The organism is Rhodopseudomonas palustris, from assembly GCF_003226555.1.
GTDB lineage: Bacteria > Pseudomonadota > Alphaproteobacteria > Rhizobiales > Xanthobacteraceae > Rhodopseudomonas > Rhodopseudomonas palustris_I.
Genome location: NZ_QKQS01000023.1, coordinates 232,267 through 251,850 on the forward strand (window position 1 = coordinate 232,267; position 19,584 = coordinate 251,850).

Consider the following 19,584-nt stretch of genomic DNA (forward strand, 5'->3'; position numbering starts at 1 on the left):
CTTGGCCGCCGCGGCGACGGGTCAGAGTGCGGTGATTTCGTCTTCGAGGCAGCCGATCACCCGGTGTTCGGCGAATTCGACCAGATAGACCGGCCGATTGGTCTCCGTGTGCAGGCCGATCCGGATGATCTCGCCGGGATCGCCGCTCTTTACCAGCAGCGCGTCCTCCGGCTGATCCGGAAAGGTGCCATCGTTGAACAGATCGATCTCGGCGCGGACGCGCTGGCCCCATTGGTATCGCGGCTCCGGCGTCATCACACCGCCTCCTGGGTTTCGGCCTGAAAGGCTTCGACCGCGACCAGCTCGCGGCGCTTCATGCCGACGATGCGGCCCTGCGCGACGAAGTCGACGCCGTAGATGTAGAACTGCTGCAGGAAGGTGCCGATCGAGACGACGTAGCCCTCGTCGCCCTTCTTCACCAGCACCTCGCCGATCTCCTTGCCCGGAAAGGTGCCGTCGTTGCGGATGTTGATCTTCGCCCGCACCTTCTGGCCGTATTCGAACTCCGGCGGGCCGTCGAGCTCGACGATGTCGCTGTCACGCGCGATGTTCATGGCGAGGGCTCCGTTGCGGGTTTGAGCTGGGCAGGTTCGGTGAAGCCGCTGCGGCTGCGCGCAAGCTCGCGCACCAGCGGATCGGGATCGTCGAGCAGCGGCGCCAGTTCATAGGCGTCGACCCGGCTGGCGACTTCGTAGCGAACCCGCCAATCGGCATCGCCGAGCATCGCCAGCAGCCGGCCCGGCGTCATCCGCCTGGCGGCTTCGAGACGGACCTCGCCGTCTTTGTCCATCGCGATCTGGGCCAGCCATTCCGTGCCGATCCGCCGCGCCACTTCGCGGCGCACGCCGGGATCGGGATCGAGCACCAGGAGCGGCAGCAGGCCGGGCGAGGCGCGCCGGGCGACGATCTGGCGGACGTAGTAGTCCTCGTCGCTCGCCATCGGGCGCAGGTCGTCGTCACTCAGCACCGAGGCGACGCGGATCCGAACCTCGCGATGCGGGTCGCTGCGCAGGCCGAGCAGGTAACGCTTCGGCAACCGCCGCGCTGCGCTCCATCGCACCGTCTCGTCCGGATCCTGCAGCAGCTTCGGCAGCAGAAACACGGTGGCATAGCCGGCCGCGACCGCACGCGTCTCGAAATACGGATGGTCGAGATAGGAATCGGCGAGCGCGCGGTTCTGCTGGAAGAACCGTTCCAGCCGCCGCGCATAGCGGTCCTGGACGCAAGCCTTCTTCAACTCGCACAGCCCGGCGGACAGCAACTCGCGATGCGGGCACGACGCGCAATCGACCTCGTTGCCCTGCCAATCGCGGGCTTCGTCGATGTCAGTCGTCATCGTCCTGCCCTATCCGCCGCCACACGTCGAGCAGCACGGCGGCGCCGACCTTGTCGGTCGGATCGAGTTCGAGCAGCTTTTCGACCGCCGCGTGACCTTCGTCGAGCTGGCCGAGCCGCATCTGCAGATACGCGTAGGCCTTCAGCGCGAACAGGTAGAACCGCGGCAGCACAGCCGAATAGCTGGAGAACTCGGCATCGCCGCGCCGTACCTTGCGCCAGTCGGTGGCGAGGCCGTTGTCGCGCGCCGCCTTGCACAGACAGGCCTGCGCCACTTCCAGCGCTTCGCCGAGGCGGCCTTTGTAGAAGTAGAACCGGTACAGCCCGATCAGCACCGCGGCATGGTCGGGCGCCAGCAGATGCGCCTCGCGCAGATGTTGCTCGGCCAGCGCCTCGCTCTGATAGTCCCGGCCTGCGAGTTCGAGATGCCGATGCGCCTCGATCGGCAGGCCGGCGCCGAGCAGCGCTCCGGCCAGTAGCGATTGTTCGGGGCCGGACATCGTCAATTCGCTGTGCATCAGGTCGGGCATGGCTCACAGCTCCCGCAGCTGGTGCAGACCGGCGGACGGCTTGGGTCCGTTATCGCTGGCGCACTGGCAATTCGATCCCTTGGGGTCGTGGAACAGGAATCCGCTCGAGGTCGGCGTCTCCATGAAATCGATCACCACGCCTTCGAGCAGCTTCAGGCTCTGCTCCGGCACGAACAGCTTGTAGTCGCCGCGCTCGACCACCGCGTCGCCGGTGTGCGGCGCGCCTACAATATCGAACTGCGCCGACAGGCCGGAACAGCCGCCGGCGCTGACCACCAGACGGAAGCCACCGGTGCCGCCGCTGAACCGCAGCATGCGGCGAATGAACTTTTCGGCCGAGGGGGTGAAGCTCATGTCCATCGGATTCGCCTCATGCAGCCTGATAGCGCGGGACGGAGTTGTCGATCACGCAGGTGCCGTCGACCGGGCACACCGCGACGCATTGCGGTTCATCGAAGTGGCCGATGCACTCCGAGCATTTCGATGGGTCTATCCCGAAGGTGCCGGCCTTTTCGAAGATCGCCGCGTTCGGGCACTGCGGCTCGCAAGCCGAGCAGCCGGTGCATTGCGAGGCGACGATCTTGTAGGCCATGGCCGTTCCCCTTCGCTGCGCTCGCTCTAGGCCTCGGTGAAAGCGCCCTGGCGGATCGAGGCATCGCCGCGAGCGACGTGGCGGATCTCCGACTTGCCGACGCGCTCCAGGTACTCCTTGAAGTACGCGATCACCGACTGCTCGATGTATTCGAACGCGTAAGTCTCGACCGCTTCGATGCCGGCGCCGGCCAGCGAATCCTTCGGGCATAGGCCGATCTTGGCGACCAGCACGGCAGTGCAGTCGTTCAGCGCCTTGAGGATTGGTTCGATGCCGGTCTCGCTGGCATAGCCGCCCTCGCAATACAGATCGACGCGGCGATGACCGACGAACTTGGCACCTGCGGTCGACACCTCGTAGATCTGGAATTCGTGGGCGTGGCCGAAATGCTCGTTGATGACGCCGCCACCCTTGGTGGCGATTGCCACCTGGATCTTGATGGTCGCAGTCTCATCGGCGAGCTTGTCCAGCTCGCGCTGCTTGGCGACCGCGATGGCATCGCGTTCGGCTTCGACCTTGGCCTGATAAGCCTGGCGGCCGGCGAGGTCGTATTCGACGTCCATCGCCATCACCTTCTCGGTGGTGAATTCGGCGCTGCGGTCCTCGCCGAGCAGTCCGACCGCGTCGGCACGGCACTGCCGGCAATGCCGCATCATGTTCATTTCGCCTTCGCACGCGTCCTGCAGCGCTTTCAGCTCCTGCGCGGTCGGACCGCGCTGGCCCGACAGACCGAAGGCGGTGCCGTGCTCGGCCTCCGAGATCAACGGCATGATGTTGTGCAGGAAGGCGCCGCGCGACTTCACCGCCTTGTTGACCTCGATCAGGTGCTCGTCGTTGATCCCCGGGATCATCACCGAGTTGACCTTCACCAGGATGCCGCGCGCCACCAGCATCTCCAGGCCGAGCAATTGCCGCTCACTGAGGATCTTCGACGCCTCGACGCCGGTGTAGCGGCGGTGATTGTAGAAGATCCACGGATAGATCTTCGCGCCGACTTCCGGATCGACCATGTTGATGGTGATGGTGACGTGATCGACCTTCATGGCGGCGATCTGATCGACATAGTCGGGCAGCATCAGGCCGTTGGTCGAGAGACACAGCTTGATGTCGGGCGCCGCCTCGGTGACCATCTCGAAGGTCTTGAAGGTCTTGGCCGGATTGGCGAGCGCATCGCCCGGACCGGCGATGCCAAGCACGGTCATCTGCGGAATGGTCGAAGCCACCGCAACGACCTTGCGCGCGGCCTGCTCCGGGGTCAGCTTCTCACTGACCACGCCGGGGCGGGATTCGTTGGCGCAATCGTATTTGCGATTGCAGTAATTACACTGGATGTTGCACGCGGGAGCGACCGCGACGTGCATGCGAGCGAAGTGATGATGCGCCTGCTCGCTGTAGCACGGATGGTTCTTCACCTTCTCCCAGATTTCCGGCGGCAGATCGCTGGGGCCTGCGGCCGAGCCGCAACCGGTCTTACCCGCGCCACCCTTGCTGCTGCAGCCCGACTGCGCCGCGCTGTTGCGCATCGCCTCGAACGACACCGTTCCCAGGGCGCTGAAATCATGCAGTTGCAGCAGCTTGCTCATGTCCGGGCCTCGTTCGATCGCCGCACGCAGGCGGCTTGTCGGTGGGTGATGGTGCTGCAACCGAGCCGGCGAAGATCGATCCCGATCCCCGGGCGCGGCGATCCGTTGAAGACGGCGTCCGACGGTCAAGGCGTCGGCCGTCTTGCAAGGTCACGCGTCAGGCCGGCACGCAGGTGTTGTCGACCGGGCAGACCGAGACGCACTGCGGCTTGTCGAACTGACCTTCGCACTCGGTGCACTTGGTCGCGTCGATCACATAGGTGCCGCGCTTCATGCTGATCGCGGCGTTCGGGCATTCGAATTCGCACGCACCGCAGACGGTGCACTGGGAGGTAACAATCTTGTAGGCCATGGTCGGCTCCTGGTTCGCAGAGTGCTGCTGACCAGCTGTCTTTCAAGCCCCGTGCCAGATGCCTGATGATTGATTTTAAAGAGCTATTTCTCGCTTTCGAGGAGCAGCACCGGTGTAAGGCCCCCGACACTTGTCGCAAGTCTGACAGGCGTCCTGACCTGTCATCGGGGTTCGCGAGGCACGATCGCGATCAGCTTTGAAGTGCTCACAGACAGCCAAACGCGCGGCGCCGGACAGCGTCGCGCGTTTTCCCGATGGTCGCGCGCAAGGCGCGTCAGAAGTGCTTGAGCTCGATATTGTGCTTCTTCAGCGCGTAGCCGATCTGGCGCGGCGTGAGGCCGAGAATGCGCGCGGCCTTCGCCTGCACCCACCCTGCGCGCTCCATCGCATTGATCAGCCGCTCACGCTCCGACATCTGAGATTCGTCGGACGGCAGCTCCGAACGGACCGGCATCGGCGCAAAATCATCTACGGATGCGACCGGCTCGCGCGGATGAACGATCTCGACGGGGGCCTTGCGTGGCAGCACCTGGAGCGGGATCTCAGGACGCGGGCGTTCGGGTACGGGCTCGGTGTGGCCCTTCCACAGGATTGCCGACAGGCACTCGTCCTGGTGACAGGCGAAATCGCTGTCGTGGATTTCCGGCCCCATCGCCAGGGTCGCGGTCCGGCGCACGCAGTTCTCCAGCTCGCGGACGTTGCCGGGGAACGAGCAGGCCTTGAGCAGATCCAGCGCATGCGGTTCGAACGCCAGCTCGCGGCCGTTCTCCTTGTTGAAGTTCTTTAGGAACTCGGTCGCGAGCAGCGGGATGTCGGTCGGCCGGTCACGTAGCGGCGGCAGGATCATCGGTACCACGTTGATGCGGTAGTACAGATCGGCGCGGAACTCCTTGCGCGCCACCGCCTCTTCCAGATTGCGGTTGGTGGCAGCGACGATACGGACGTTGACCTTGATGGTCTGGTTACCACCGACCCGTTCGAATTCCTGTTCCTGCAACACGCGCAGCAGCTTGGCCTGGAACGACGCCGAGATCTCGCCGATCTCGTCGAGGAACAGCGTGCCCTTGTCGGCGAGCTCGAACCGCCCCTTGCGCGAGGCGATCGCGCCGGTGAACGCGCCCTTCTCGTGCCCGAACAGCTCGGACTCCAACACCGATTCCGGCAGCGCCGCACAGTTGATCTTGATGAACGGCCCATTGGCGCGCGACGACAGCTCGTGGATCGCCTTGGCGATCAGCTCCTTGCCGGTTCCGGATTCGCCGCGCAGCAGCACCGGCGATTGTGATTTGGCGATGATGCTGACCTTGGCCAGCAATTTGCGGATCGCCGGGCTCTCGCCGACGATGCCGTCGACCTTGACCCGCTTGCGCTCGCGCTCCGGCTTGAGCTCAGACAGCTCTTTCTGCAGCCGGTGGCTCTCCGCCATCAGCCGCTCGCGGTCACGAGCGACGACGCGGTGCAGCTTCACGGTCTGGCCGATCAGGTTCGCCACCATGGTGAGGAAGCGCACATCGGCATCCATCCGGAAATGCGAACGACCGTCGCGGACGCGGTCGATGCTCAGCGTTCCCACCACCCGCGAATCGATCCGGATCGGCACGCCGATGAACGACACCCGGGTTTCGTCGGTGGCGCCGAGCGCCATCGCGTCCGCGGCGGTGAACATCGGATGGCTGGAGACGTTGTCGGCCACCAGCGGTACCGCGGTGGCGACGATCTGATCGATCGCCTTCTGCGGCAGCCGGGCTCGGTAGCGGTTATCGCTGCCCTCGTTCCAGCCGACGCCGACGGTAATATCAGGCACGCCGTCATCGGCCAGCAGCGACACCACGCCGTTGCGCATCTGCAAAAACGACTGCAGCAAGTTGACGACGTTGGCGAGGGTGATCTCCAGCCGCGCCGGCGAGGTAAGGATTTTCGAGATCTCGAAAATGCCGGTGAGTGCGATATCACTCAGCGGTATTGGAGGATGGGTCATCGACGGCGACGGGTACTCGTTTTCGACAAGGCGGATTTCGCGCTGAGCCATAGCTGGTCTCCATCGCCCCCGAGCTTTCCCCCGTCAGATCCGGAGCGTTGCGAGATTGTGGATGAATTCCAACCAGATGTCGTGCTCATCTTGGCTGCATCGCTGCGGAAGTTATGGCTAGCTCTGCTTAGTGAATTACCACGAGCAAAACCGCTGATAATCAACCGATTACTACTCTACCACCAGTCCGGCGCCGTAATCGCATTGATGCAGCGCAAAACCGATCGACCAAAAGAGCAGCAACAAGCAGGCAACAAACCAGACTGCCAATCAGTCGCGAACTAATTCCGAACTAGCCATCGGACCGCCCCTCAGACGTGCTGACCGCCATTGATGTGGATTTCTTCGCCGGTGACGTAGCTGGCTGCATCCGAGCAGAGAAAGAACATCACCTTGGCAACTTCGTCCGGTGTCCCGATACGCCGCATTGGGATTGTCGGCGCCAGCATCGCCTCGGTCTCCGGCGACAGAATGTCGGTCTTGATCTCGCCCGGCGCGATCGCATTCACCCTGATACCGTAAGGCGCATAGTCGTGCGCCATCTCGCGGGTCAGGCAGGTCAGCGCCGCCTTCGAGGTCGCGTAGGCACTACCTGCGAACGGATGCACCCGCGAGCCGACGATCGAGGTGACGTTCACGATCGAGCCTTGCCCGGCGCGCAGTTCGTCGAACAGTCCCTGCGCCAGCATCACCGGCGCCAGCAGGTTGACGTGGAACACGCTCATCCAGGTCGCGACCGGCGTGTTCAGCGAGGTCAGCCGCTCGCCTTCCGCGTTCTTCGGTGAGATCGCCGCGTTGTTGATCAGCGCGTGCAGCGGCCCGCCGCCCAGCTTCTCTTTCAACTCGTCGATCGCCCGCGGCACCGCTCGATGGTCGGCGAGTTCGACCGCGACGTGGTTTTCGAGGCCTGTCGCCCATGGGCAGCGATCGTCGGCGAATGGCTGTCGCGAGCAAGTGATGATGCGCCAGCCGGCGTCGGAGAACAGCTTGCCGGTCGCATGACCGATGCCGCGCGACGCGCCGGTCAGCACCAGAGTCTTCTGCTTACCGGTGCGCGCCTCACGCTGGTCGTTGTGAAACGGACAGGCGCCACCGGCCACGGACGGCATTCCGGCCGGCATGCTGGGAGGCATCTCGGCAGGGCGCCCAACTGGCGGCGGCGAAGGTGCGGGGTCGGGCCGCTCGGCGTGCAATGGTTCGGGGTGCACGGGACGGTCTCCATTGGTTTCGTTGCAAGTGAACTTGCATGAACCGGGCCAACCGATACGACCTTCGATTTAGGCCGACAAACCAAACCTTGTTGCCAGCGAATGTCATCAGAGCGACACCGACCACACCGCGCAACCCGACACAACGTTGGCTTTCCGACATCAAAACCCGCCCTCGGGTACCGCTAACAACAAGCCGCCGATCTGGTCCGCCTCTTGCTTAAGGCTGGTACGGACACTGAACACAGCGTGGTGGTGATGACGCAGCCTCTCCAACTCAGCGCCGGCGGCTTCGCGGTCGTGCTCGGTACCAATGAGATCGCCTCGGCCGTCGCTGTTCACCTGCACCGCGCCGGCTACTGTGTGGTGATGTCCCACGATCCGTTTCCGCCGGTGATCCGGCGCAAGATGGCGTTTCACGACGCGCTGTACGGCGACGAGGTCGCGGTCGACGGCGTCCGCGGCGAGCGCGTCGATCACGCCACTCAGATCTTCAAGGCGCTACGCCGCTCAGGCCATGTGCTGGTGACCTGGCTGGCGCTGCCCGACCTGCTGCCGATCGGCGCAATCGACGTTCTGGTCGACTCGCGGATGCAGAAACATCGCGTCACGCCGGACCTGCGGCGGTTGGCGCGGGTCAGCGTCGGCCTCGGCCCGGGCTTCTCGACGTCCGCAAATTGCGACGTCGCGATCGAGACCCGCCCCGGCCGTAGCGGCCTGATCGTCGATGCCGGCTGGACCGACGCGGCCGACGGTGTCGCCAGCCCGCTGGGCGCCGTCGGCGCCGAACGGTTCCAATATTCTCAGGCCAGCGGACGCTGGCGGACCGCGGTCGATATCGGCAGCCGGGTGTTCAACGGTTATCCGGTCGGCCACCTCGGCGGCGTGCCGGTGCGCGCGCCGTGCGACGGCATTCTGCGCGGTGTCGTCCGCGACGGCCAGGAGGTGCCGCAAGGCGTCAAGCTGATGGAAGTCGATTCCCGCGGCCGTCATGCGCAGTGGACCGGGATCGACGATCGCGGCCTCGGTATTGCCAAGGCGGTGCTGCGCGCGACCGGGCCGCAGGCGGAACCCCGCCATCGCCACGCCACGCAGCCACTCGCGGCGCTTTAAGCCGGCGACTGCACAGCGCTATCGATCCGGATATGACGCTCTGATCGACGCCGGCGCTAGCCTGCGCCGAACGCTACGGCGACATTGTAGGTGATCAGGCTGGCGATGTAGGCGAGCGCGAACATGTAGATGAAGGTGACGCCCATCCAGCCCCAGCTTCCGGTCTCGCGCTTGATCACCGCCAGCGTCGAGGCACATTGCGGGGCGAACACGAACCAGGCCAGCAGCGACAGCGCGGTGGCTAGGCTCCACTTCGAGGCCAGCACCTGGCCGATCTGCTCGGCCGCCTCCTTGCCGCCTTCGATCGCATAGACGGTGCCGAGCGCCGCCACCGCGACCTCGCGCGCCGCCATGCCGGGGATCAGCGCCACGCCGATCTGCCAGTTGAAGCCGAGCGGCGCCAGCACCGGCTCGATCGCGTGGCCGATGATCGAAGCCAGACTGAAATCGATCGCCGGTTCGGTCGCCCCGGCCGGCGGTCGCGGGAACGAGGCCAGGAACCAGATCAGCACCATCATCGAGAAGATCGTGGTGCCGGCGCGCTGCAGAAACATCTTGGCGCGGATGTAGACGCCGATGGCGACGCTCTTCAGCCGCGGCAGCTTGTAGTCGGGCAGTTCGAGCATGAACGGCGCCGGCTCGTAGTCGCGCCACATGAAGAACTTGACCAGCGCCGATACGGTCAGCGCGCTGACGATGCCGGCGGTGTAGAGACCGAACATCACCAGCCCCTGCAGATTTATCCAGCCGAACACCTCCTTGGCCGGCACGAAGGCCGAGATGATCAGCGTGTAGACCGGGATCCGCGCCGAGCAGGTCATCAGCGGGGCGATCAGAATCGTCGTCAGGCGATCGCGCTTATTGTCGATCACCCGCGTAGCCATGATTCCAGGGATGGCGCAGGCAAAGCTCGACAGCAGCGGAATGAAGGCGCGGCCGTGCAGCCCGGCGCCGCCCATGATGCGGTCCATCAGGAACGCAGCGCGCGCCATGTAGCCGAGGTCTTCCAGCAGCAGGATAAACAGGAAGATGATCATGATCTGCGGCAGGAACACGAGGACGCTGCCGACACCGGAGATGACGCCGTTCTGCAGGAAGCTCTGCAGCAGCCCTTCCGGCATATTGGCCTGCACGAACGCGCCGAGCGCCTCGAAGCCGCCTGAGATCAGTTCCATCAACGGCTGTGCCCAGGAGAACACCGCCTGGAACATCACGAACAGGATCAGAACCAGGATCGCCAGGCCGGCCACCGGATGCAGCACCACTCGATCGACCTGGGCGGTGAGGGTGTGCGGGCGCGCCGGCAGGCTGACGCACTCGCCGATGATCCGGTCGGCCTCGCGCTGCAGCGCGCGCAGTTCGCTGGTGCTCAGCGGACGCCAGTGGTCGCCGGTAGAAGGCGTCGGCGCCCGGCCGGCAAATTCATCGGTCCGCTTCAGCAGTTCCGCGGTGCCGCCCTTGCGGACCGCAATCGACGTCACCACCGGAATGCCAAGCTGTGCCGAGAGCTTCTCGACATCGACCGTGACGCCGCGGCGCATCGCGATGTCGTACATGTTGAGCACGAGCATCAGCGGCCGGCCGGTGGCCTTCAGTTCCAGCATCAAGCGGAAGGTCAGCCGCAGGTTCGTCGAGTCGGCAACACACAGCACCAGATCCGGCACGGCCTCGCCCGACTTGCGGCCGAGCACGACGTCGCGGGTGATCTCTTCGTCGGGGCTGCGGCCGCGCAGCGAATAGGTCCCCGGCAGGTCGACTAGGCTGACGATGCGGCCGCCCGGCGTGGTGAACAGGCCAGTCTTGCGTTCGACGGTCACACCCGGGTAGTTCGCCACCTTCTGACGACTGCCCGTCAGAGCGTTGAACAGCGAAGTTTTGCCGCTATTGGGCGTTCCAACCAGAGCGAGGTTGAACGGATGGGAATCGACCGAGCTCATCGCACAGGCGCCAAATCAACAAACTGCAATTCGCGCGTCACATCAGTACGACCGCCATCGCCTCGCGGCGACGAACCGCGATGGTGATGTTGTCGACCCGAACCGCGATCGGGTCGCGGCCGATGATCCCCTCGTGCAGCACTTCGACTTTGGCACCCTCGACGAACCCGAGTTCGATCAGGCGGCTTTCCAGCTCCACGGGCTGCAACGACGAGACGCCGCGCTGCGGATCAATTGCCTGAACCACGCCGCGATAGCCTCGGCGCGCGTTCCCCAGCAGGATCGGCTGGTGATGGCTGTGGCCGTTGTGAGGGAGGTTCTTGGTCATGACTCGTTCTTCCAATCGGCGCCGCGAAGGTCAAGGGATTCAAGCCGGCGCCGTCGGGAGTTTAGAACGATTGTAACAGGCGCTATCAATTCGCATGTAACAAGAAAGCCCCGCCAGATGGTTTGATTTGGCACAAAACCGCGGACTGCTTCGGCCAGATTCAATCTAAACGCGAGCAAGCAAACCGCATGCCTCATCTGACTACAGCGCGCAGCGCGAGCCGCGCGGGGATCCGTAAACCATGGAGCGTGATCGGAGCAGCCGGCTCTCGCCCGTTAAGGCTTCGGCCAATAGCGTGCCCGATAATCGGCGCGGATCGGGAACTCGCCCGATCGTTGACGCCGGCTGGATCACAACGACCGACCGCAGCCGCGACCGGGAAGCGCCATGTCCGCAAAGACCGCCAAAGCGAAACGACGCAAGCCGGCCACAGCCGCCAGCAGCTCGTGGTTCATAATGCTGACTCAGAATCTCACCAACATGGCGACCGTCCTGGCGTCGTCGGGATCAGTGCTACTCTGCCTGCTGATCGCCAAGCGCTTCGCCTGAGGCGATCGTGATCCAGGTCGGTTACCGCCGCGCCGAGGCGGCGCGGCGACAGACGGCGGAGCTTGTGCCCGATCAGGCGACCCGAACGGTGTCGAGGAACTTGGTGACCTCGATCTTCAGCCGACTCGATTCCTGCGACAGTGACTGCGCGGCGGACAACACCTGAACGGACGCCGATCCGGTCTCAGTGGCCCCGCGCTGCACGTCCGAGATGTTCGCGGACACCTGCTGGGTGCCGTGCGCAGCCTGCTGCACGTTGCGGGAGATTTCCTGTGTCGCTGCGCCCTGTTCCTCGACCGCGGCGGCGATCGCCGAAGAAATTTCCGACATTCGCCCGATGGTGAGGCCGATTTCGCGGATCGCCTCGACCGAATCGTTGGTGGCCGATTGGATTCCGGAAATGTGCTGGCTGATCTCGCCGGTGGCTTTCGCGGTCTGCTCCGCCAAAGCCTTGACCTCCGCAGCCACCACCGCAAAGCCGCGACCGGCTTCGCCGGCCCGAGCCGCCTCGATGGTAGCATTGAGCGCGAGCAGATTGGTCTGGCCGGCGATGGTATTGATCAGTTCCACCACGTCGCCGATCCGGCTGGCGGCCTCCGAGAGATCGCCGACGCTGGCGTTGGTCTTGCGGGCCTGATCGACCGCCTCCGAGGCGATGCGAGACGACTCCTGCACCTGACGACTGATCTCGGTGATCGACGACGACATCTCCTCGGTCGCGGAAGCGACCGACTGAACGTTGGTGGAAGCCTCTTCGGACGCCGCAGCGACCGAGGTCGCCAAGTCCTGCGAGCGGTCGGCGGTCGAGGTCAGCGTGCCCGCCGACGCCTCCAGCTCGGTGGATGCCGACGACACCGTATCGACGATTTCGCTGATCGCCTTTTCGAACTGCCGGGTGGCGGCATCGACCCGCTGGCCGCGCGCGATCTTCTCCTCGGCCTCGCGGGCCGCAGCCTGATCGGCGTCGCGCTTGGCGATCAGCGCTTCTTTGAAGATCTGCAGCGAATCCGCCATCGCGCCGATCTCGGTCGCTTCCCCGCGATGCGGCACCTCGGCGGTCAGGTCGCCCTGGCCGAGCGCCTGCATCGGCGCAATGATCGAAGCGATTCCACGGCTGATGTCGCGGATCACCAGATAGCTCGCGATCGCCCCGAACGCGATCGCCAGGACCAAGATCGTGATTACGATCATCAGTGCCGAGCTATAGGTGGCCTCCGCCGTCGCGGTGGATTCGTCGGATCCCCTGTTGTTGACATCGACACTCTTCTGCACGAGCGCATCGACCCGGCTGCCGATCGGCCCAAGGGTCTTGGTCAAGTACACGCCGAGCTCCGCGGTCGACTGACCAAGACTCTGCTGCGACATCTCGACCGCCTTTTTGGCGCCGTCGAGATAGAGGTTCAGCTCCTTGGTAAAGTCCTGATAGAGCGCTTTCTCTTCAGGCGACGTGATCATCTTACGGTAGATTTCGAGCTGCTTGTTGATGGTGTCTTCGACGCGGGCGATCCGCTTGGCTGCAGTCGCCTTGCCTTCCGCCGTCACTTCCATTGCATGAGCTCGCAACGTCACGCGGTACATCGCCAGCGTGGTGCGGATATCACCAAGGGCGCGAATGCTCGGCAACCAATTCGTCCCGATGTCGATCGTGGAGTTGTTCAGGGTCCGCATCTTGAGCAGACCAAGACCACCGACCCCGGACAACGCGACGAGAAGCAGAGCCACGAGCGCGATAATCTTGGTGCGTATTGAAAGACTGGACAGCATCGACTTCTACTCGTCTGGAAGGAGACTCATTATGTGCGCTTCCGCACATTCGGATCATTCCGAGTCGACTCGTACTGGACACGTGAACGATCCTTGGAAGCAGATTGCGGTATTCCCCTTGAGGGGGCGTTAACCCTGGTCCCACGTAGAATTACGGAGTACGTGTCATCCCGAGGCTCTTCGGGAACCAAGTGCGCCACACCGTAAACATTTGATCTATTTATCGAATTTGTTTCGACGCGATTCATCTACCTCAGTCCGCTGTAGGTATCCAGATGCACCGACCCGACCGCACGCGGGAATGGCGGTATTCGATTACGCACCCCATGACCACGAGACGACCGTAACGAGTCCGCGGAAGCGACCGCACCTGCGACGAGGTCGAACCGGGAGCCAGCGTCGCGCCGCTCCCTCTTGATCGAACGGGATCAACTCACGGTCAGTCGGCGGTCAGTGCCGCCAATCGGCACCGGGACTGCGGAATCCGTTCGACAACCCGCCGATTCAGAGCTTTTGCGTCCCGCAGCTATCAGTCCGTCACGGCGACAAGGATGCCGCAAGACATCTGGAGCGCAAGCGCGGCCTCATCGCACGGTTGACCGTCAACCAACACCGGCGCCGGGGCTATGAAGTACTATTAGGGGGTGCTCAAACGAAAACGGCCTGCGTTTGCGACGCAGGCCGTTGCAATCACTTAGGCCGACTTAGGCCGACTTATGCCGCCTGCGGCTTCAGCTTGGCGCGCCAGTTCGGATACAGCTTGTCGGCGTCGTGCGAAAAGCTCTCGAAGGCGCGGGCGAATTCGCGGTGATCCTTGGCGAATTCGACCGGGTCGGCACCCTGCTTCCAGCACTGCTCGGCCTGACGCAGCGACTTGGCACCCGCCGCACCGCCGTCGATGTGGCCGAACGCCCCGCCGCCGGCCGTCATTATCAGGTTGGAGTGGCCGAGGTTGTCGAAGAAGCCCGGCATCCGCAGCGCGTTCATGCCACCGGAGATGATCGGCGTGGTCGGGTTCATGCCGAGCCATTCCTGGTGGAAATACGGACCGTCCGCCGAGTCTTCAGTAATCATGTAGGCGATCGCGCGATCGGCCGCCTCGCCTTCCATCTTGCCGAAGCCCATGGTGCCGGTATGGATGCCCGAGGCCCCCTGCAGGCGCGCCATCTTCGACAGCACGAAGGCTGTGTAGCCACGCTTGGACTGCGGCGAGGTCACCGCACCGTGGCCGGCGCGGTGATAGTGCAGATACTGCTTCGGGAAGGCGCGGCGAGCGGTGGTAACCGCCGCCGGACCGGCCACATAGCCGTCGACCAGGAAGGCGATGTGGTCGGCGTTGTCGGCGAAGGTCTCGAGGATGAATTCGCCGCGCGCCAGCATCTCGTAGTGATCGTCGGCGGTGATATTGAACGAGAACAGCTTGGCCTCGCCGGTCTTGTCCTGCGCGCGGCGCATCGCGTCGGCGACCGCACGCACCGTGTCCTTGAACGGCGCGAACACCTGGTTGCCCTGCGGCTCGTCGTTCTTGATGAAGTCGCCGCCGAGCCAGAAATCGTAGCACGCATTGGCGAACGGCTGCGGACGCAGGCCGAGCTTGGGCTTGATGATGGTGCCGACGATGAAGCCGCCGTTGATCACCGGCCGGCCGAGCACGCGCCACAAATCCTTGATGGTGGTCGAGGGGCCGTCGAACAGCTTGAGATACGCCGGCGGCACGTAGAAATCGTACATCTTGGCGTATTCGACGTCGCCCATGCCCTGGTTGTTGCCGATCGTCAGCGTCAGGAACGAGGCGATCATGGCGCGGCCGTCGATCACGTTGCGATCGAACAGCTCGATCGGATACGCGATCTTCATCAGGCTGTTGGCCTCGTCGATCTCGTACACCAGCGCGTCGACGCCGCGGGTGAAGTCGTCGGTGGTGGAGACTTCGACGTTGGTGCCGGTCGAGGATTCGGCGGCGAAGTGCGCGGCGGTCTGGATGAAATTTCCGAATCCGGACTTCGGCTTCATGATGTAGGCGCACAGCACATGCCGCCCGCCCGCGATCAGCTCGCTCTCTTTGAGGTTGAGGTTAGCGTAGCGGTTCGACTGGTCCATGGTGATCTCCTGCAATGCGAGGCGCGGCGGCCCGCTGGCCGCCGCGGATCTGTTTCAATTACTCCGCCGCGCGGGCGACCTCGCCGATCTGCGGATCGAGCGCGCCGGCCTTGTAGCGCTTGGCCATTTCCGACATCGGAACGACCTTGATCTTCGAGGCGTTGCCGGCGGTGCCGAACTGCTCGAAGCGCAGCTTGCAGACGTCGCGCATCGCATCCATCGCCGGCTTGAGGAACTTGCGCGGATCGAACTCCGCCTTGTTCTGGGTCGCCACTTTCCGGAACACGCCGGTCATCGCCAGACGGCAGTCGGTGTCGATATTGACCTTGCGGACACCGTGCTTGATGCCACGCACGATCTCCTCGACCGGCACGCCGAAGGTCTGCGGCATCGCGCCGCCGAACTCGTTGAAGATGTCCTGCAGGTCCTGCGGCACCGACGACGAGCCGTGCATCACCAGATGAGTGTTCGGCAGGCGGCGGTGGATCTCTTCGACCACCTTCATGGCGAGCACGTCGCCGTCCGGCTTGCGGCTGAACTTGTAGGCGCCGTGCGAGGTGCCCATCGCGATCGCCAGCGCATCGACCTTGGTGGCGCGAACGAAGTCGACCGCCTGGTCCGGGTCGGTCAGGAGCTGCTCGCGGCTGACCTTGCCTTCGACCCCGTGGCCGTCTTCCTGCTCGCCGCCGCCGTGCTCAAGCGAACCGAGCACGCCGAGCTCACCTTCCACCGACGCGCCGACCCAATGCGCCATGTCGACGACGCGGCGGGTGATGTCGACGTTGTACTGATAGTCGGCGGCGGTCTTGGCGTCGGCCTTGAGCGAGCCGTCCATCATCACCGAGGTGAAGCCGTAGCGGATCGCGGTGGCGCAGGTGGCTTCGTCGTTGCCGTGGTCCTGATGCATGCACAACGGGATGTCCGGGTACATCTCGGCCAGCGCGTCGATCATTTTCGCCAGCATGATGTCGTTGGCGTAGGAGCGGGCGCCGCGCGATGCCTGGATGATCACCGGCGCGTCGACCAGCGCCGCCGCCTCCATGATCGCGAGGCCCTGCTCCATGTTGTTGATGTTGAAGGCGGGCACGCCGTAGCCGTGCTCGGCGGCGTGATCCAGCAATTGCCTCAGAGTAATGCGCGCCATGATGTCTCCTCAAACTAACTATGTGACGACGAGGTCGTCGTGATGTCCAAACCGGGCTCAATGCTTACCGCGGGCGATCACGCCCTTGGCGGCGTCCACCACCGCGTCTGCGGTGATGCCGAACTTCTGGTACAGCACCGGCGCCGGCGCCGAGGCGCCGAACCCGGTCATGCCGACGAATGCGCCGGTATCACCGATCCAACGCCGCCAATCGGTGTCGCGCGCCGCTTCGATGCCGACCCGCGGCGCGGTGCCGAGCACGCCGGCGCGGTAGGCGTCGTCCTGCTCGGCGAACAGTTCGAAGCACGGTGCCGACACCACCGCAGCCTTGACGCCGGCTTCGCCGAGTTTCTTGGCGGCTTCGAGCGCCAGTGACACTTCCGAACCGGTGGCGATCAGGGTGACGTCGCGCTGGCCGGGATCGACCACGACATAAGCGCCGCGCGCCACCGGATTGCCGCTCGCGCCGTTCGACCGCGGCAACGCCGGCAGGCCTTGGCGCGACAGCGCCAGCACAGACGGACGCGAAGTCTGCTTCAGCGCGACGTCCCAGGCCTGCGCGGTCTCGATCGCGTCGGCCGGGCGGAACACCAGCAGATTCGGGATAGCGCGCAACGCAGCGACGTGCTCGACCGGCTGATGGGTCGGACCATCCTCGCCGAGGCCGATCGAATCGTGGGTCATCACATGGATGACGCGCGCGCCCATCAGCGCCGCGAGGCGGATCGCCGGACGGCTGTAGTCGGCGAACACCAGGAAGGTGCCGCCGAACGGTACGAAGCCGCCGTGCAGCGCGATGCCGTTCATCGCCGCCGCCATGCCGAATTCGCGGATGCCGTAGTGCAGGTAGGAGCCGCCGAACGCACCCGGCTTGACCGACGCGGTGCCCTTGGCGTGCGTCAGGTTGGAGTGCGTCAGGTCGGCCGAGCCGCCGAGAATGTTCGGCGACGCCGGCACGATGGCGTCGATGGTGAGCTGCGACGCCTGACGGGTGGCGATGGTCGGCTTGTCGGCGTCGAACTTGGCGATCAGGCCCTGCAGTGCGCCTTCGTAATCCGTCGACAACTTGCCGGCGAGCGCATCGGTGAAGCCGGTGCGGGTCGCCGCATCCGCCGCCGCCAAACGCTGGCTCCAGGCGTCACGTGCAGCCTTGCCGCGGCCGCCGGCTTCGCGCCAGCGCGCCAGGATCGGATCGGGAATTTCGAACGGCGGATACGGCCAGTTCAGCGCGGCACGGGTCTTCTCGACCTCGTCGGCGCCGAGCGGAGCGCCGTGCGCCTTCTCGGTGCCGGCGACCTTCGGCGAACCGAAGCCGATTGTGGTGCGGCAGGCGATCAGCGACGGACGATCGCTCTTCTTAGCCTGCTCGATCGCGGTCGCGACCGCTTCGGGATCATGGCCGTCGACCCGGGTGGTGGCCCAGCCGGACGCGGCGAAGCGCGCGAGCTGATCGTCCGAGCACGACAGCGAGGTGTCGCCGTCGATCGAAATGTGGTTGTCGTCCCACAGCACGATCAGCTTGTTCAGCTTGAGGTGGCCGGCCAGCGAGATCGCCTCGTGGCTGACGCCTTCCATCAGGCAGCCGTCGCCGGCGATGACGTAAGTGGTATGATCGACCAGCGCGTCGCCGTAGCGCGCGTTCATCATCCGCTCGGCGAGCGCCATGCCGACCGAGGTGGCGAGTCCCTGGCCGAGCGGGCCAGTGGTGGTCTCCACGCCCTGGGTGTGGCCGTATTCCGGATGGCCCGGGGTCTTCGACACCCACTGCCGGAACGATTTGAGCTGATCGATCGTCATTTCCGGATAGCCGGTCAGATGCAGCAGCGCGTACAGCAGCATCGAACCGTGGCCGGCCGACAGCACGAAGCGGTCACGATCGGCCCAGGCCGGATCGGCGGGATCGAACTTCAGAAAGCGAGTGAACAGCACGGTGGCGACGTCGGCCATGCCCATCGGCATGCCCGGGTGGCCGGACTTCGCCTTCTCGACGCCGTCGATGGCGAGAAAGCGAATCGCATTCGCCATGTCGCGATGCGTGACCTTGTCGTGGATGTCGCGTGCGGGAACGTTCAAACCGGCCTCCCCAGTTTCTTGCAGATGTTGGGCATTACTTCATGCTTCGCTTGCGGTCGATCAGTTGCATGATCAACGGCGTCAGGATCAACTGCATCGCCAAGTCCAGCTTGGCGCCGTGGATCACGATCGAATTGGCCCGCGACATGAAGCTGCCCTGGATCATCGACAGCAGATACGCAAAGTCGATGCCGCGTGGGTTCTTGAAGCGGATCACCACCATCGATTCGTCGGCGGTGGGAATCCAGCGTGCGATGAACGGGTTCGAGGTGTCGACGGTCGGCACCCGCTGGAAGTTGATGTCGGTCTCGGCGAACTGCGGCACGATGTAGTGCACGTAGTCCGGCATCCGGCGCAGGATCGTGTCGGTCACCGCTTCGGTGGTGTAGCCGCGGTCGGCACGGTCGCGGTGCAGCTTCTGGATCCACTCCAGATTGATCACCGGCACCACGCCGATCTTGAGGTCGGCATGCTGGGCGACGTTGACCTTCTCGGTGATCACCGCGCCGTGGAGACCTTCGTAGAACAGGAGATCGGAGTCCGCCGGCAGCGAGTGCCATTCGGTGAAATTTCCGGGCGCGACGCCGTGGATCGCGGCTTCCTTGTCGTCATGGACGTAGGTGCGGGTTCTGCCGGTGCCGGTGGTGGCGTAATCGCGAAACGTGGTCTCGAGCTCCTCGAACAGATTGGTCTCGGGGCTGAAATGCGAGAAGTGTTTGTTTCCCTTCTCGGCTTCCTCCGCCATCTTGTTGCGCATGTCGACGCGGTTGTAGCGGTGGAACGCGTCACCTTCGATGAAGGCGGCGTTGACGTTCTCGCGGCGGAAGATCTGCTCGAACGTCTTCTTCACGGAGGTGGTGCCGGCGCCGGAGGAGCCGGTGATGGAGATGATCGGGTGCTTGCGAGACATGAGGGGAGACTTCCAATTCCAACCGGGGGAGACGACG

The 19,584-nt window shown here is 64.4% G+C and carries 19 protein-coding genes; 2 read left to right on the plus strand and 17 right to left on the minus strand.

Features of this window, described 5'->3' with window-relative positions; translation table 11 throughout:
* Positions 1-21 precede the first annotated feature (21 nt).
* From DNX69_RS13685 to DNX69_RS13730, 10 genes are all read right to left on the minus strand, one after another.
* Positions 22-255 carry a nitrogen fixation protein NifZ gene (locus DNX69_RS13685; protein ID WP_110786524.1) on the minus strand — a complete coding sequence of 78 codons (234 nt, stop codon included), beginning with the start codon at positions 253-255 and terminating at the stop codon, positions 22-24.
* Positions 255-554 carry a nitrogen fixation protein NifZ gene (locus DNX69_RS13690; RefSeq protein WP_110786525.1) on the minus strand — a complete coding sequence of 100 codons (300 nt, stop codon included), beginning with the start codon at positions 552-554 and terminating at the stop codon, positions 255-257. Before DNX69_RS13690 ends, DNX69_RS13685 begins: the two co-directional genes overlap by 1 nt.
* A complete protein-coding gene (locus DNX69_RS13695) occupies positions 551-1,336 on the minus strand; it encodes a 4Fe4S-binding leucine-rich repeat protein (protein ID WP_110786526.1) in 786 nt (261 codons plus the stop codon). The genes DNX69_RS13690 and DNX69_RS13695 overlap by 4 nt, the downstream gene beginning before the upstream one ends.
* Positions 1,326-1,865, minus strand: a complete 540-nt coding sequence (locus DNX69_RS13700; RefSeq protein WP_110786527.1) for a hypothetical protein — start codon at positions 1,863-1,865, stop codon at positions 1,326-1,328. Before DNX69_RS13700 ends, DNX69_RS13695 begins: the two co-directional genes overlap by 11 nt.
* A 3-nt stretch (positions 1,866-1,868) precedes the next feature.
* Positions 1,869-2,225, minus strand: a complete 357-nt coding sequence (locus tag DNX69_RS13705; protein WP_110786528.1) for a HesB/IscA family protein — start codon at positions 2,223-2,225, stop codon at positions 1,869-1,871.
* 10 nt (positions 2,226-2,235) lie between these two features.
* Positions 2,236-2,457, minus strand: coding sequence for a 4Fe-4S binding protein (locus DNX69_RS13710; RefSeq protein WP_110786529.1), 222 nt, complete (start codon positions 2,455-2,457; stop codon positions 2,236-2,238).
* 26 nt (positions 2,458-2,483) lie between these two features.
* Positions 2,484-4,040 carry a nitrogenase cofactor biosynthesis protein NifB gene (gene nifB, locus DNX69_RS13715; RefSeq protein ID WP_110786530.1) on the minus strand — a complete coding sequence of 519 codons (1,557 nt, stop codon included), beginning with the start codon at positions 4,038-4,040 and terminating at the stop codon, positions 2,484-2,486.
* Between the two features lie 157 nt (positions 4,041-4,197).
* On the minus strand, positions 4,198-4,392 hold the full coding sequence (locus tag DNX69_RS13720) for a 4Fe-4S binding protein (protein WP_011160163.1): 195 nt from the start codon (positions 4,390-4,392) through the stop codon (positions 4,198-4,200).
* A gap of 274 nt (positions 4,393-4,666) precedes the next feature.
* A complete protein-coding gene (gene nifA / locus DNX69_RS13725) occupies positions 4,667-6,421 on the minus strand; it encodes a nif-specific transcriptional activator NifA (protein ID WP_110786531.1) in 1,755 nt (584 codons plus the stop codon).
* 311 nt (positions 6,422-6,732) lie between these two features.
* Positions 6,733-7,530, minus strand: a complete 798-nt coding sequence (locus DNX69_RS13730; protein WP_349626971.1) for an SDR family oxidoreductase — start codon at positions 7,528-7,530, stop codon at positions 6,733-6,735.
* Positions 7,531-7,887: 357 nt separating this feature from the next.
* On the opposite strand from DNX69_RS13730, the gene DNX69_RS13735 reads away from it, so the two are divergent.
* Positions 7,888-8,742 carry a xanthine dehydrogenase gene (locus tag DNX69_RS13735; RefSeq protein ID WP_110786533.1) on the plus strand — a complete coding sequence of 285 codons (855 nt, stop codon included), beginning with the start codon at positions 7,888-7,890 and terminating at the stop codon, positions 8,740-8,742.
* Positions 8,743-8,798: 56 nt separating this feature from the next.
* Here DNX69_RS13735 and feoB read toward each other — a convergent pair whose 3' ends face one another.
* Together feoB and DNX69_RS13745 are read right to left on the minus strand one after the other, a co-directional pair.
* Positions 8,799-10,679 carry a ferrous iron transporter B gene (gene feoB, locus DNX69_RS13740; protein ID WP_110786534.1) on the minus strand — a complete coding sequence of 627 codons (1,881 nt, stop codon included), beginning with the start codon at positions 10,677-10,679 and terminating at the stop codon, positions 8,799-8,801.
* Between the two features lie 37 nt (positions 10,680-10,716).
* On the minus strand, positions 10,717-11,007 hold the full coding sequence (locus DNX69_RS13745) for a FeoA family protein (RefSeq protein WP_110786535.1): 291 nt from the start codon (positions 11,005-11,007) through the stop codon (positions 10,717-10,719).
* A 387-nt stretch (positions 11,008-11,394) separates the two neighbouring features.
* Between DNX69_RS13745 and DNX69_RS26340 the strand changes: the two genes are divergently transcribed.
* Positions 11,395-11,556, plus strand: a complete 162-nt coding sequence (locus DNX69_RS26340; protein WP_165825260.1) for a hypothetical protein — start codon at positions 11,395-11,397, stop codon at positions 11,554-11,556.
* A gap of 72 nt (positions 11,557-11,628) precedes the next feature.
* Here the strand turns inward: DNX69_RS26340 and DNX69_RS13750 are convergent, their stop codons facing one another.
* From DNX69_RS13750 to DNX69_RS13770, 5 genes are all read right to left on the minus strand, one after another.
* A complete protein-coding gene (locus tag DNX69_RS13750; protein WP_110786536.1) occupies positions 11,629-13,320 on the minus strand; it encodes a methyl-accepting chemotaxis protein in 1,692 nt (563 codons plus the stop codon).
* Positions 13,321-14,034: 714 nt separating this feature from the next.
* Positions 14,035-15,420, minus strand: a complete 1,386-nt coding sequence (locus DNX69_RS13755; protein WP_110786537.1) for a ribulose-bisphosphate carboxylase — start codon at positions 15,418-15,420, stop codon at positions 14,035-14,037.
* Between the two features lie 58 nt (positions 15,421-15,478).
* Positions 15,479-16,564 (minus strand): class II fructose-bisphosphate aldolase, encoded by a 1,086-nt coding sequence (gene fba / locus DNX69_RS13760; protein ID WP_110786538.1) that lies wholly within the window; start codon positions 16,562-16,564, stop codon positions 15,479-15,481.
* Positions 16,565-16,621: 57 nt separating this feature from the next.
* Complete coding sequence (tkt, locus tag DNX69_RS13765; protein WP_110786539.1) at positions 16,622-18,637, minus strand: transketolase; 2,016 nt, start codon at positions 18,635-18,637, stop codon at positions 16,622-16,624.
* 34 nt (positions 18,638-18,671) lie between these two features.
* Positions 18,672-19,547, minus strand: a complete 876-nt coding sequence (locus tag DNX69_RS13770; RefSeq protein ID WP_110786540.1) for a phosphoribulokinase — start codon at positions 19,545-19,547, stop codon at positions 18,672-18,674.
* Positions 19,548-19,584: the final 37 nt, after the last annotated feature.

Excerpts from the sequence above, each read along its gene's own strand:
- DNX69_RS13685 (WP_110786524.1), bottom strand. The coding sequence starts at position 255 with ATGACGCCGGAGCCGCGATACCAATGGGGCCAGCGCGTCCGCGCCGAG.
- DNX69_RS13690 (WP_110786525.1), bottom strand. The coding sequence starts at position 554 with ATGAACATCGCGCGTGACAGCGACATCGTCGAGCTCGACGGCCCGCCG.
- DNX69_RS13695 (WP_110786526.1), bottom strand. The coding sequence starts at position 1,336 with ATGACGACTGACATCGACGAAGCCCGCGATTGGCAGGGCAACGAGGTC.
- DNX69_RS13700 (WP_110786527.1), bottom strand. The coding sequence starts at position 1,865 with ATGCCCGACCTGATGCACAGCGAATTGACGATGTCCGGCCCCGAACAA.
- DNX69_RS13705 (WP_110786528.1), bottom strand. The coding sequence starts at position 2,225 with ATGGACATGAGCTTCACCCCCTCGGCCGAAAAGTTCATTCGCCGCATG.
- DNX69_RS13710 (WP_110786529.1), bottom strand. The coding sequence starts at position 2,457 with ATGGCCTACAAGATCGTCGCCTCGCAATGCACCGGCTGCTCGGCTTGC.
- nifB (WP_110786530.1), bottom strand. The coding sequence starts at position 4,040 with ATGAGCAAGCTGCTGCAACTGCATGATTTCAGCGCCCTGGGAACGGTG.
- DNX69_RS13720 (WP_011160163.1), bottom strand. The coding sequence starts at position 4,392 with ATGGCCTACAAGATTGTTACCTCCCAGTGCACCGTCTGCGGTGCGTGC.
- nifA (WP_110786531.1), bottom strand. The coding sequence starts at position 6,421 with ATGGCTCAGCGCGAAATCCGCCTTGTCGAAAACGAGTACCCGTCGCCG.
- DNX69_RS13730 (WP_349626971.1), bottom strand. The coding sequence starts at position 7,530 with ATGCCGTCCGTGGCCGGTGGCGCCTGTCCGTTTCACAACGACCAGCGT.
- DNX69_RS13735 (WP_110786533.1), top strand. The coding sequence starts at position 7,888 with ATGACGCAGCCTCTCCAACTCAGCGCCGGCGGCTTCGCGGTCGTGCTC.
- feoB (WP_110786534.1), bottom strand. The coding sequence starts at position 10,679 with ATGAGCTCGGTCGATTCCCATCCGTTCAACCTCGCTCTGGTTGGAACG.
- DNX69_RS13745 (WP_110786535.1), bottom strand. The coding sequence starts at position 11,007 with ATGACCAAGAACCTCCCTCACAACGGCCACAGCCATCACCAGCCGATC.
- DNX69_RS26340 (WP_165825260.1), top strand. The coding sequence starts at position 11,395 with ATGTCCGCAAAGACCGCCAAAGCGAAACGACGCAAGCCGGCCACAGCC.
- DNX69_RS13750 (WP_110786536.1), bottom strand. The coding sequence starts at position 13,320 with ATGCTGTCCAGTCTTTCAATACGCACCAAGATTATCGCGCTCGTGGCT.
- DNX69_RS13755 (WP_110786537.1), bottom strand. The coding sequence starts at position 15,420 with ATGGACCAGTCGAACCGCTACGCTAACCTCAACCTCAAAGAGAGCGAG.
- fba (WP_110786538.1), bottom strand. The coding sequence starts at position 16,564 with ATGGCGCGCATTACTCTGAGGCAATTGCTGGATCACGCCGCCGAGCAC.
- DNX69_RS13770 (WP_110786540.1), bottom strand. The coding sequence starts at position 19,547 with ATGTCTCGCAAGCACCCGATCATCTCCATCACCGGCTCCTCCGGCGCC.